General features: G+C 37.9%; 16 protein-coding genes. 14 read left to right on the top strand and 2 right to left on the bottom strand.

Annotation, left to right across the window (positions count from 1 at the left end; genetic code table 11):
* The first annotated feature begins 9 nt into the window (after positions 1-9).
* From NLW78_RS07870 to NLW78_RS07850, 5 genes are all read left to right on the top strand, one after another.
* Positions 10-1,371: a sucrose-specific PTS transporter subunit IIBC gene (locus tag NLW78_RS07870; RefSeq protein ID WP_254496505.1), complete on the top strand. Its 1,362-nt coding sequence runs from the start codon at positions 10-12 to the stop codon at positions 1,369-1,371.
* A 79-nt stretch (positions 1,372-1,450) separates the two neighbouring features.
* Positions 1,451-2,407: a carbohydrate kinase family protein gene (locus tag NLW78_RS07865; protein WP_254496504.1), complete on the top strand. Its 957-nt coding sequence runs from the start codon at positions 1,451-1,453 to the stop codon at positions 2,405-2,407.
* Positions 2,408-2,411: 4 nt separating this feature from the next.
* Entirely contained in the window at positions 2,412-3,896 is a 1,485-nt protein-coding gene (locus NLW78_RS07860) for a glycoside hydrolase family 32 protein (protein ID WP_254496503.1), read from the top strand.
* A 73-nt stretch (positions 3,897-3,969) separates the two neighbouring features.
* Positions 3,970-4,407, top strand: coding sequence for a peptidylprolyl isomerase (locus NLW78_RS07855; RefSeq protein ID WP_254496502.1), 438 nt, complete (start codon positions 3,970-3,972; stop codon positions 4,405-4,407).
* 493 nt (positions 4,408-4,900) lie between these two features.
* Positions 4,901-5,251 (top strand): GNAT family N-acetyltransferase, encoded by a 351-nt coding sequence (locus NLW78_RS07850; RefSeq protein WP_254496501.1) that lies wholly within the window; start codon positions 4,901-4,903, stop codon positions 5,249-5,251.
* A gap of 36 nt (positions 5,252-5,287) precedes the next feature.
* Here the strand turns inward: NLW78_RS07850 and NLW78_RS07845 are convergent, their stop codons facing one another.
* Complete coding sequence (locus NLW78_RS07845; protein WP_254496500.1) at positions 5,288-5,755, bottom strand: DUF309 domain-containing protein; 468 nt, start codon at positions 5,753-5,755, stop codon at positions 5,288-5,290.
* A gap of 97 nt (positions 5,756-5,852) precedes the next feature.
* Positions 5,853-5,951 (bottom strand): YjcZ family sporulation protein, encoded by a 99-nt coding sequence (locus NLW78_RS07840; RefSeq protein WP_254496499.1) that lies wholly within the window; start codon positions 5,949-5,951, stop codon positions 5,853-5,855.
* A gap of 150 nt (positions 5,952-6,101) precedes the next feature.
* Here NLW78_RS07840 and NLW78_RS07835 point away from each other — a divergent pair, with 150 nt between their 5' ends.
* From NLW78_RS07835 to NLW78_RS07795, 9 genes are all read left to right on the top strand, one after another.
* Positions 6,102-6,848: a segregation/condensation protein A gene (locus NLW78_RS07835; protein WP_254496498.1), complete on the top strand. Its 747-nt coding sequence runs from the start codon at positions 6,102-6,104 to the stop codon at positions 6,846-6,848.
* A complete protein-coding gene (gene scpB, locus NLW78_RS07830; RefSeq protein WP_254496497.1) occupies positions 6,848-7,429 on the top strand; it encodes an SMC-Scp complex subunit ScpB in 582 nt (193 codons plus the stop codon). Before NLW78_RS07835 ends, scpB begins: the two co-directional genes overlap by 1 nt.
* Positions 7,430-7,498: 69 nt before the next feature.
* Complete coding sequence (locus NLW78_RS07825) at positions 7,499-7,903, top strand: hypothetical protein (protein WP_254496496.1); 405 nt, start codon at positions 7,499-7,501, stop codon at positions 7,901-7,903.
* Positions 7,904-7,919: 16 nt separating this feature from the next.
* Positions 7,920-8,429 (top strand): DUF3907 family protein, encoded by a 510-nt coding sequence (locus NLW78_RS07820; RefSeq protein ID WP_254496495.1) that lies wholly within the window; start codon positions 7,920-7,922, stop codon positions 8,427-8,429.
* Positions 8,430-8,805: 376 nt separating this feature from the next.
* A complete protein-coding gene (locus NLW78_RS07815; protein ID WP_254496494.1) occupies positions 8,806-9,681 on the top strand; it encodes a superoxide dismutase in 876 nt (291 codons plus the stop codon).
* 142 nt (positions 9,682-9,823) lie between these two features.
* On the top strand, positions 9,824-10,933 hold the full coding sequence (locus NLW78_RS07810) for a D-alanyl-D-alanine carboxypeptidase family protein (protein WP_367617665.1): 1,110 nt from the start codon (positions 9,824-9,826) through the stop codon (positions 10,931-10,933).
* On the top strand, positions 10,934-11,524 hold the full coding sequence (locus tag NLW78_RS07805; RefSeq protein ID WP_254496493.1) for a nucleoside recognition domain-containing protein: 591 nt from the start codon (positions 10,934-10,936) through the stop codon (positions 11,522-11,524).
* A complete protein-coding gene (locus tag NLW78_RS07800) occupies positions 11,521-12,054 on the top strand; it encodes a spore maturation protein (RefSeq protein ID WP_254496492.1) in 534 nt (177 codons plus the stop codon). Before NLW78_RS07805 ends, NLW78_RS07800 begins: the two co-directional genes overlap by 4 nt.
* Positions 12,055-12,111: 57 nt before the next feature.
* Entirely contained in the window at positions 12,112-12,852 is a 741-nt protein-coding gene (locus NLW78_RS07795) for a pseudouridine synthase (RefSeq protein ID WP_254496491.1), read from the top strand.
* Positions 12,853-12,862: the final 10 nt, after the last annotated feature.

The following is a 12,862-nucleotide window of genomic DNA, read 5'->3' as shown; positions in this document are numbered from 1 at the left end:
GGAGAAGCTATGAATCATCAAGAGGTAGCGAATAAGCTCATCCCGTTACTTGGGGGAAAAGATAATATCGTCAGTGGAACACACTGTGCAACTAGACTTCGTCTTGTCATTGAAGATGAAGAAAAAATTAATCAAAAAGAAATTGAGGAGTTAGACGGTGTTCAAGGTGCTTTTTCAAGTTCAGGACAGTACCAAATCATATTCGGTACAGGTGTCGTAAACAAAGTTTATGAACCATTTGCAAAGGAATTAGGACTATCTGCAGAAACGCAATCCAGTGAAGCTCATAAAGAGGCGGCAAAGCGTAAGATGAATCCACTGGCACGGTTTGCCCGTACGTTATCCAATATATTTGTACCAATTATTCCAGCTATCGTAGCTAGTGGTATGTTAATGGGTCTTCTCGGAATGATGAACACATACAACTGGGTAGATTCAGAAAGTGCACTCTATGTCATGCTGGACATGTTCTCTGCGGCAGCATTTATCATTTTACCAATCTTAATTGGTTTTAGTGCTGCAAAAGAATTTGGTGGGAATACGTATTTAGGTGCAGTAATTGGTGGAATTATGACCCATCCAGCTCTGTTAAATCCTTGGGTATTATCGAATGCAGAGCCGGAATATATGGACTTTTTCGGTATAGAAGTGGCAATGTTAGGTTATCAAGGAACTGTAATTCCCGTTCTACTTACGGTGTATGTTATGAGTATTGTTGAGAAACGATTACGTAAAGTAGTTCCAAATGCGATTGATTTACTAGTTACTCCATTTTTAACGGTTATTTTCACAGGATTTGTTGCGCTTCTTGTAGTGGGACCGTTAGGAAGAGCATTAGGAGATGCAATTACAACAGGCCTAGATGTGATTTACGGTACAATTGCCGGTGGAGCAGGTTTAGTGTTCGGTGGTCTTTATTCTATGATTGTTCTTACAGGTGTACACCATAGTTTCCACGCAATCGAAGCAGAGATTCTAGGGAAAATCGGTGTCAACTACTTGTTGCCTATTTGGGCAATGGCTAACGTAGCACAAGGTGGAGCAGGTCTAGCTGTCTTTACGAAAACGAAAAGTAAGAAAACGAAAAGTATAGCAGCTCCCGCTTCATTGTCTGCCTTTTTAGGAATTACAGAGCCTGTCATATTTGGTGTAAACTTAAGATACCGTCGTCCGTTTATTGGTGCAGCAATCGGAGGAGCCCTAGGAGGCTTTTACGTGACATTTACGCAAGTAACAGCAAACGGACTAGGATTAACCGGTATTCCAATGTTTGCAATTGTACAGGACCCGCTAAATTATGCAATTGGCTTCTTAATTGCAGCTGGTGGTGCATTTGTGACAACCTTATTATTAGGTTGGAAAGAAGAATAAAAGAATGTTCAAAAAGTCAGGCTACTTTTGCCTGGCTTTTTGAACGATTGACAAGAAAGTATAAAGGAGAGCGAATTTTATGAAAAATGGTGTAATTTGTTTAGGTGAAGCTTTAATTGACTTTATCCCGCTGGATCAAGAAAATATATCCTTGCAAAAAAGCCCAGGTGGGGCTCCTGCAAATGTGGCAGTTGGTGTAGCCCAACTTGGTACTCCTTCAACTTTTTTAGGTAAAGTCGGAGATGATGTAATGGGGAGATTTTTACAAAAAACGTTGCAAGATTTTCATGTAAATACAAACTATATGTTGCTATCAAAAGAACACCGTACAGGTATCGTGTTTGTAACACTAGCCGCAAATGGAGAACGTAGTTTTGATTTTTATATTGATCCAAGTGCAGACCGTTTTTTACAAAAAGAAGAAATTGAATCAACAATGTTCAAAGAAAATAACGTATTACATTTTGGTTCTATTTCATTAATTGATGACCCAGCCCGAACTGCAACTATGTCTGCTGTACAACTTGCCAAAGAAAATGGGGTAGTCATTTCTTACGATCCAAATTTACGGTTAGGCTTATGGAAAGACGCAAAAGAAGCAAAAGAACGTATTATATCAATGCTAGAACATGCAGATGTGTTAAAAATATCCGATGAAGAATTAACATTTATTACAGGGGAAACAAATATTGAGAAAGGGATTGCTCAACTAGAAGCATACAATATCCCATTTATTCTCGTAACGTTAGGAGAAGATGGAAGCTACGTCGTCACAAAAGACGGTTATGCACATGTTCCTGCCCGAAAAGTGAAAGCCGTTGATACAACAGGTGCAGGAGATGCCTTTGTTTCCGGTATTTTATATTCAGTGAATGAATTTTCACGGGACTTATCTACGTTAACCCTTGAAGAGGCGGTTCAAATGGCACAATTTGCAAGTGTATCTGGAGGACTTGCTGCATCTACAAAAGGAGCGATGACAGCTTTACCAACGAAAACCGAAGTAGAACAGCTACTGCAAAACGACCGGGGGTGATTTCATGAATCGACAAGCCGATAAACAACTGCGAAATGAGGCAATAGAAACATATGAACAGCATTGTCAAAAAGTTGAGGAAGATCGTTATCGTCTTGACTACCATATTGTCCCACCAGTTGGGCTAATTAACGATCCGAATGGCTTCGTACAGTGGAATGGTGTGTATCATATGTTTTATCAATGGATGCCATTTAAAACAGGCCACGGTGCAAAGTTTTGGGGACACTTTACTTCGGATGATTTAATACATTGGCGTCATGAGCCGATTGCCCTTACACCTTCCGATTGGTTTGATAAAAACGGTTGTTACTCAGGGAGCGCAATCATTCATAATAATCAAATGTATTTATTTTATACAGGAAACGTTAAGGATGATGAGGGAAACCGAGAAACGTATCAATGTTTAGCTGTTTCAAAAGATGGTATTTATTTTGAAAAGAAAGGCCCTGTAATTGAACTTCCATCTGGCTATACCGCACACTTTCGTGATCCGAAAGTATGGCGAGAAGGTGACAGGTGGTATATGATAATTGGTGCTCAAAGTGAATCTTTACACGGAAAAGCGGTAATGTTCCAATCCTTTGACTTGTATTCGTGGGAACATTTGGGACCTATCACTGGCTCCCACGAAGGAACTACTGGGGATCTAGGTTATATGTGGGAATGCCCAGATTTATTTGAACTCGGTGGAAGAGATGTTCTCATTGTTTCTCCCCAAGGATTAGAGGAAAAAGGTTGGCAATATAAAAATGTATTTCAAGTTGGTTATTTTATTGGAGAATGGAATAGAACAAGCCATCAATTCCAACATGAAGGGTTTCGTGAGTTAGACAGAGGATTCGAATTTTACGCTCCTCAGACAACATTAGATGAAAACGGAAGAAGAATACTGATAGGATGGATGGGTGTTCCAGAACAAAACGAACATGCTCATCCGACGATAGATCATCATTGGATACATGCATTAACAGTTCCAAGGGAATTGCAAGTTGTAGACGATAAGTTATACCAACGACCAATTGAAGAGTTAAAACAATTACGGTTAATGCAACAGTTTCATGAAACCATACACGTAGCAAATGAAGGAAAAGCTATTCATTCACTAAAGACTGGTCGAGAAGAAATAATCATCAATTTACTAGAAAACCGTGTTGAATCATTCTCAATTCAACTTGGAACATATGGGAGTCTTTCGTATGATGATAACAGTCAATTGTTTACCTTTACACGTAAGTCAATCGTCGGTGATGAAAACGAGGTAAGACAATGTGAGGTAGCAACTGTTGAGCAAATTCGTATCTTTGTAGACAACTCCTCTGTTGAACTATTTATTAATAATGGAGAGGAAGTCTTTACATCACGAGCTTTTCCAACAGTGGGGGAGCAGTCTATTCGCATCGACACAGCTGGAGAAATTCAAGCAGATATTTCAATATGGACGTTGCATAAGCTTGATTTACAGTTGGATCGTTTTACGAACGAATAATTTAATTTGTATCCGGCAGTGAAAGTAGTATAATAAACGATGTGTCAAATGAATAAGAAAAGGTGTGATCCATATGGCAAAATACGGAACAATTGAAATGGAAAACGGTGCAGTTTTGAAAGTGAAGTTTTTTGATCAAGACGCTCCAAATACTGTAGCAAACTTCGAAAAACTAGCGAATGAAGGCTTTTATAATGGGTTAAACTTCCATCGTGTAATCCCAGGCTTCGTTGCCCAAGGTGGATGTCCAACAGGAACAGGAACAGGTGGTGCTGGTTACACAATTAAGTGTGAAACAGAAGGCAACCCGAATAAACATGTTGCAGGAGCATTATCAATGGCCCATGCAGGTAAAGATACAGGAAGCAGTCAGTTTTTTATCGTCCATGAGCCACAACCTCATTTGGACGGAGTCCACACTGTCTTTGGTCAAGTTGAGGAAGGATTAGAGCACGTATATGATATAAAAGTAGGCGACAAAATGAAGGAAGTAAAGGTGTGGGAAGAGTAAGTTTTAAAGGTGTATCCAAATTGGATACACCTTTTTTTATATAGTCAGGAACAAAAAACATCATTTTGTGTATTGTAAGAACAAAATACATCATATACAATGATATTTTAGAAAAGGTGTAATGAATTTCTACAATCTCTTCTAAAAAATTAGGAAAATATCTTAAATTTTTGTCTAACGGTTTGCAATAATGGCAAAAGTGAATATAATAGGGTAAAAGAATATTTTCCCCTATGGAGGATAGACATGCGGAAGAAGAACATTGTATTATTCATCGTACTATTTGTCTTAAGCTTTTTTTGGGGATTCGTGTATTGGATGTTTATCGCCTAAAGGAAACCGTTTGACAAAGTATGTGCGTCATAAATATGTGTGAAATGAAAACATGGCGAAATAGCTATGATTGGGATAATAACGAAAGCTTTTTCCTATGTTAAACTAATTGTGATTTTCCGGTTTCTCATGGAAAAGTTTTTAATAATGAGGGGTTTATATGTTAATTCGATATAAAAAGAGTTTCGAAAAAATTGCTATGGGTTTATTGTCCTTTATGCCTGATGAAAAAGATGTGAAAAAGCTTCAACAAACGATAAAGGAATATGAAGAAAACCCAAATTGGCAGCTTTATTTGTGGAAAGAAGAAGATATTCTAGGTGCTGTCGGTATTCGCTTAGAGGAAGAAAATAAAGTTGTCATCCAACATATTACCGTAAATCCATCTCACCGCAATCACGGAATTGGTCGAAAGATGATTGATAAACTTCATACTTTGTATAAAGATCAATATGTTATTTGTGCTAATGAAAAAACCGAATCGTTTGTTCACAAGTGTACGAACGTATAAAAAAGCGAGTCATCCTTTAGGATGAACTCGCTTTTCTTATTTATGGCGCAGTTTATGCCGATGGATTAGTTGAGGATTGTTTAAGTCACTTTTCGTAGAGAAAGAACATCCAAGTTCCTTGCATTTTGCTTCCACGGCGGTCATGAGCTTCTCATCTTTAATAGGTAAAAAAACACTTTTGTACGGATTTCCATTCATGATATCCTCTTCTGTTTGATCCAGTATGAGAAGAAGTTTTTGTTTATCTAAGCCATATTGTTCAATGATCTTTTCATGTTTTATAAATTTTTGTTTTGCTTTTTTTATTAAACGTAAAGCGCCGTTAATATTCCCACGCCGATGATGGTATAAACTAACGGCTAACTGAATGAACGCGACCCAAATTGATTCACGATCCAGTGGTAGCTCTTCTTTCCATCGGTCTTCAAGTATTTCATGACATTCGAAATAATCCCTCGTCCCGTGAAAATGAACGAGATATTCTATGTAAGCTTTATCGTACATCGTTTACTTCCCCTTATTTTCCTTATCGTCGTTATAGTGTATCATATCATATATGATATAAAAAAACGCTAAGCATAAAGCTTAGCGTTAATACTCATTAATAGCCGCCGTAACCCCAAGTAGCACCTACAATGATAAGCAAAATGAATAAAACAACGATTAACGCAAAACCGCCACCGTAAGTTCCTGTTGACATATTAAACAATTCCTCCTTTTTGTAATTAACTTCTTCATGATTTTTTGATAACATTTATCTTACGGTAATAACGTATGTAAAGGATAATTTGAATGTATAGGCGTTTGTTATAGGTTTACGTTATTCTTTTATTTTAGAGAGGATTTTTTTATGGGGACTAAGTATGAAGTAAAAATTGATGCTTTTGAAGGCCCGTTAGATTTATTGCTTCATCTCATTAACCGCTATGAAATTGACATATATGATATCCCTGTTGCTGAGATAACAGAGCAGTACATGGCATATATTCAAACAATGCAACAGCTTGAATTAGATGTTGCAAGTGAATATTTAGTAATGGCTGCTACGCTCATCGCATTAAAGAGTCAGATGCTATTACCCAATCAAGAGGTTGATGTCGAAGACGATGATTATGAAGAAGATCCGAGAGAGGAATTAATTCAAAGACTAATTCAATATCGTAAGTTTAAAGGGGCTGCAGAACAGTTAAAGGAACGTGAATTGGATAAAAATCAAATCTATACACGTCCGCCTGCAAATTTAGAACAATATATGTCTGAACCTTCTACTGTACAAAACTTCGGTGAAGTGAGTATGTTCGATTTGTTAAGTGCACTACAAAAGTTATTTCAACGTAAAAAATGGGAACAACCATTGGAAACTCGGATACATAAACAAGAGATTCCAATTGACCAACGGATGGAGCAAATTTTGAACTTAGTGAAAGAATCATCAGGAGGAGTTTCTTTTCAGCAATTGTTTCCATACAAAGTGAAGTCCCATATTGTTGTCACATTCATTTCCATTTTAGAGTTAATGAAATCAAGAAAAGTCATGTGCCAGCAGGATGAAAACTTTGCAGATATTATATTGTATCAAATGAAGGAGCATGATTGATGGAATTAAAGCAATTAAAATCTGTTACAGAAGGTTTGCTGTTTGCATCAGGAGAAGAAGGACTAACGAAAAAATTGTTAGCCAATATCTTGGAGATTGATGTTTCAACGGTAGAAATGATTATAAATGAATTAAAATATGATTACGAACATGAACATAGGGGTATAACGATAATGCAGGCAGAAGATGTGTTTCACTTAACGACAAAACCGGAGCACGCATCTTATTACGAACGACTTGTACAAACCCCAACTTCATCCCGGCTTTCACAGGCAGCTTTGGAAACGTTGGCGATTATTGCATACAACCAACCGATTACAAAACTGGAAATTGATGAAATAAGAGGGGTGAAAAGTGATCGTCCTGTTCAAACACTGGTCGGTAGAGCGCTGATACAAGAGTCAGGGCGAAAAGATACGAGTGGACGACCAATTTTATATACAACAACGACAGAATTTTTAACATACTTTGGTCTCACATCTATCGAAGACCTACCACCACTACCTGAAGACATCATGGAAGATAGCATAGAAGAAGAAGCAGATTTATTCTTTGAGAAAATGAAAGAGAAAGAATCATAGAATAAAGTTGTCGGATTTTTTTGTGAATTATGATAGTATAGTAAAAAAGGATGAGTGGGGAGGATGGGCTTGGAGATTATTGGAGTGAATGGTTATCAATTAGAAAAGGAAATGAGAACTTCACCTGAAGATGCGTTTGTACGTTCTGAAGTAACGTACTTTGACGATGAAAAACAGAAAACGTTCTATTTGCTTTACTTGGAGTATTTTGATAGGCAATTTTCTGAATTCACACCGTATGAACATGAACCAGTTATGACGGTTGGGGATCAGGAATATCACTTTAAACAAATAGCCGCATTAGCTGCTTTACTAAATGATTCTAACTTAAAATACGAAAAACGAAGGTATGTTCATGATTTTGAGAACTTTAAACAATTGTATGAAGGCCTTGAATGGGAGAAGTTAAACCAAGTTTTGATGAAACTGTCAGACGGAAAAACATACAATATAGACAAAATCTTAAACGGATAATTGAGGGGGACATAATGTGAGCAATACGGTTGTTCAATCCCAAATGGAAGAAATAAAACCGTATTTACGGAAAACCGTAGATCATTTAACGGAATATTTAAACGAACATTCATTACAGCAATTAGCGAGTGAATTAGACGATTTAGATCAAGATTATTATAAACAAGTGTTAAAGTCATTACGACGGTTAGAGGTGTTTTGTGAAGAGGCAATGGAGACCGTCCACGTTTTATTGAAGTCAAATCCATTTCGTAAACAAGCAGCTGAAAAGACGTTATATGGTATTTATCATAAGTGTGTTTTAGAATTTTTCTCACCAAAGGATGACGTTTGGTATGAAGATAGCAGGGCCGCTTATACAGGTCGAAATTCTATTCGATTTCATCGAAATCCTCCACAATCCATTATCAACCTGATGAAACAGCTTGAACCTGATTTTCAGCAAATGAGGGAAAATTTGGATTACTATGAAACGGATTATCAAACGAAAATAGTGACTGACCAGAAAAGGGAAGCCTCATCCTAGAGGCTTCTCAGGCTGTCGAGATAGTATCGGCGGCCTTTTTATATGTTTTTTCGACGTGATGAAAAAACCTCCCTTTCCGCGGGCAATCCCCGAGATTCCTCGAGCCTGCGTTTCGTTCTGTGGGGTCTCGCCTGGATCGCTTTTCCACCAGGAATGTCGGTTTTTTTGCCTGAAGATCACTTGCTTCGTAAGATGGACCAAAACATAGGTTTTTCATTTATTCCTAAAAAAGTACGACTAGATTATCTCCGAAAGACGACTTGAAGAAAAAACCATGGAGTTTCTCTACACTCTGGGAAGCCTCATCCTAGAAACTTCTTTTTCTATTTTCACTTAGACTAGGCATTTGGCATATGATAATGCCGAGGTGATGAAAATGACACCACAAACGAGCCAATACTTAAAAGCGTTACTAAATTGGGCAGACGAAGTGGAAGAAAAAATAAATCAAACGTCAATGTTAATGGATTATGAAAATTGGATGAAACAGTTTCATATGTGGAAAAAAGAGATTATAGGTATGATAGAAACAAAAGAGTTTATACCTGACGAAGAGGTAAAAGCCATTAAAGAAAAAGGGGAAAAGATGATTGAAAGCTTGCTGCAATATCATAACAAATCTAACACAACAAACGAAGAATATGACAATCGCACCGAGGCGGGGAACCATAAACTTCCTCCACTGCCATATGCGTATAATGCACTTGAGCCGTATATTGCAGAGGAAATCATGCGCCTTCACCACGATGAACATCATAAAAGTTATGTTGAGGGATTAAACCGTGCGGAAAAAATGATTGAAAAATGGAGTAAATCACAGAATGAACATATGTTAAAACATTGGATGCGTGAACAGTCTTTCAATGGATCGGGCCATTTCTTGCACACGATATTTTGGGAAAACATGTCACCTAAAGGAGGAGGAGAGCCGGAGGGGAAACTGTTACAACAAATAAAGAAAGACTTTGGTAGTTATACGAAATTCAAAAAGCTGTTTACAAGTGCTGCGAAGTCGGTGGAAGGCCCAGGGTGGGCTTTACTTCTTTGGGAAATTCCCTCTCGTAAGCTAGTGATTCAGATGACAGAAAAACACAATATGTACGCGTTATGGAATACCGTTCCTTTATTAGTTTTAGATGTATGGGAACATGCCTATTATCTACAATATAAGACGGATAAAGGGCAATATATTGACAATTGGTGGAACGTTGTTAATTGGAAAGATGTAGCGAGCCGATACAGTCGTGTATAACATGTTTAATTAAGAGAAGAGCAAACATTGCAATGCCCAATGTTTGCTCTTTTTTGTCTTGTCCTCAATTTCTATGAAACAATCATATGCCCGTCCTTTGTGCATAAATTAGTACAAACACCATGAAATGGAGGACTTATTATTGAAAACGATCATCAAACTACTCATGATTAGTTGTATCTTATCGGTTTCCGTGTATACTGTACCAGTTCCATCGATGGCTGCACCTGGTGTTTCTGCTCATAATGCTGTTTTGATGGAATTTGAGTCAGGTCGAGTTTTATATGAGAAAAATCCACATCAAAAACGAAGCATTGCAAGTATAACGAAGATAATGACGGCAATCGTAGCTATCGAAAATGGAGGTTTAGATGACATAGTAACGGTTAGTCGTAATGCAGCCATGACCGAAGGGTCTTCAATCTATTTAAAACCCGGCCAAAAGGTAAAACTGAAAGATTTATTGTATGGTCTTATGCTTCGCTCAGGGAATGACTCGGCTGTTGCCATTGCTGAGCATGTAGGAGGAAGTGTAGAAGGATTCGCCTATTTAATGAATGAAAAAGCGAACTGGATTGGTATGAAAAACTCCCACTTTGCCAATCCACACGGACTAGAGCAGGAGGGGCATTATTCTACAGCTTATGATATGGCACTCTTAATGCGTTATGCAATGGGAAATGACATATTTAAAGATGTATCCGGCACGGTTACCTATACCCCGGAATATCGCAAATATGCGTGGCGAAACAAAAATCGACTCCTTACCCAACTGTACGAATATTGTACTGGGGGAAAAACAGGTTTTACACGGGCAGCTGGCAGGACGTTAGTGACCTCAGCAAAAAAAAATAATATGGAATTAATTATGGTTACTCTTAATGATGGTAATGATTGGCGTGATCATCGGAATATGTTTGAATGGGCATTCCAATCCTACGATTTAAAACAAATTCGGGATAAAGGTGAAATTATGATTCCGATGCCAGGAGGGAAGACGCTTTCGGCTCACTTATTAACACCTGTCATTCTTCCGTTATCAAAAGCAGAACAGAAAGAAATTGAAAACATTACCTATGTAAAAGAAGATATAGACCCATTTACAGATACGCTCGTAGGCAAGCAAATCTTTAAACTTGGTGGGGAAGTATTGGCAGCGAGAAATATTGTAATTGATCCACCAGAAGTAGGAGAAGATAGTTTTTTTGATGATGTGAAGAAAATGTTCTATAAATTGAGTGGAGTTTTATAAATGGTCAATGTAATCTGGATGTTTTTAGCTGCAACAGGTATTATTTATGCGATGTTCAACGGGACAATGGAAGACGTAAATGAAGCGTTATTTAAAAGTGCCAACGAAGCGGTAATGTTAGCCATTGGTTTAGTTAGTGTTCTCGTTTTTTGGCTCGGAATGATGCGGATAGCGGAGCGGGCGGGATTGTTACGTGGCCTAGCTAAATTGTTTAAACCCATTTTCACTCGAATTTTTCCCGAAATACCAGAAAACCATCCCGCAATGGGGTATATATTGTCTAACTTTTCGGCGAATTTATTTGGTCTCGGCAATGCCGCAACCCCGTTAGGCATAAAAGCGATGAAGGAAATGAAACAATTGAGTGGATCAACGACGGCATCCCGCTCTATGATTACATTTTTAGCGCTAAACACATCTAGTGTGACCTTAATCCCGACAACGGTAATCGCTATCCGCATGCAACAAGGATCTGTGTCCCCTACGGAGATTGTTGGGACAACCATTATTGCTACGACGATTTCCACTATCGGTGCCTTAACAATTGATCGTCTATTTTATAATCGTCGTGTACGGAGGAAACAAAGATGAGTATGATTACAACAATCAGTACGTGGATTATACCAGTTATCATTTTACTCGTTTTATTAGCTGGTACAATAAAAAAAGTCCCCACGTACGAAACATTTGTTGAAGGTGGGAAAGAAGGGGTTCAAATGGCCATATCTCTTCTTCCTTTTTTGTTAGGAATGATGGTCTCCATTGCAATCTTTCGCGCTTCAGGAGCAATGGAAGGATTAGTTGAATTGATTTCCCCTTTGTTGTCAAAACTGGGAGTACCAGGAGAAATTGTCCCTTTAGCGGCCATTCGCCCGATTTCAGGAACAGCGGCCCTTGCGATTACGACAGATTTAATTAAAACATTTGGTCCGGATTCATTTATCGGTCGCTTAGCCTCTACAATGCAAGGCAGTACAGATACAACGTTATATGTGTTAACGGTTTACTTCGGAGCAGTAGGGATTAAAAGAATGGGTGATGCTTTAAAAGTTGGACTCCTGGCAGACTTAATTGGTATAATAGCGTCGATTATCGTTTGTACTTATGTATTTAGTTTGTAAAAGCGTTAACGTTAAAGTTAACGCTTTTTATCATAATAATAAATAGCAGGTGAGAATATGGAACATAAAAGTGAAAGATTACAAAAAGTTATTGCGAAGAGTGGCTTTACATCGAGAAGAAAGGCAGAAGCATTAATTGAACAAGGAAAAGTGAAAGTAAATGGCAAAACCGTAACAGAGCTTGGAACAAAAGTGAAACAAGATGACAAAATTGAAGTAGATGGTTTTCCGATTGAGAAAGAGGAACCGGTTTATTTTCTTTTATATAAGCCTCGTGGCGTGATCTCAAGTGTTAAGGATGATAAAGGTAGAAAGACAGTAACCGATTTATTGCCGGAAGTTGACGAACGGATTTATCCAATTGGCCGCCTGGATTATGACACGTCAGGATTATTGCTTCTAACAAATGATGGCGATTTTGCCCAAATGCTTATGCATCCTAAGCATCAAATTGATAAGGTATATGTGGCGAAAGTGAAAGGTATACCCACGATTGAAGAGTTAAGACGATTGAACAAAGGGATTGAAGCAGATGGAGAGTTTCTGAAATCAGCTCGTAACCGCATTTTATCAGTAGACCGGCAAAAGAAAAAAGCAATTATTGAATTAACATTACATGAAGGGAAAAATCGACAGATTCGTCGAATGTTTGAGGCGCTAGGTTATCCAGTAGATAAACTAAAGAGAGAAAAATATGGCTTTTTAAATTTGCACGGAATGAATCCTGGAGAATATCGGGAATTATCTCCTCATGAAGTAAAACAGTTGAAAGCACTCGCCAATCAAAATGTTAAATAATTTTCAAATT

This window comes from Salirhabdus salicampi (assembly GCF_024259515.1).
In the GTDB taxonomy this organism is placed as follows: Bacteria; Bacillota; Bacilli; order Bacillales; family Alkalibacillaceae; genus Salirhabdus_A; species Salirhabdus_A salicampi.
Note: the sequence above shows the minus strand (reverse complement) of the source record. Positions and strands in the feature narration are given on the sequence as shown.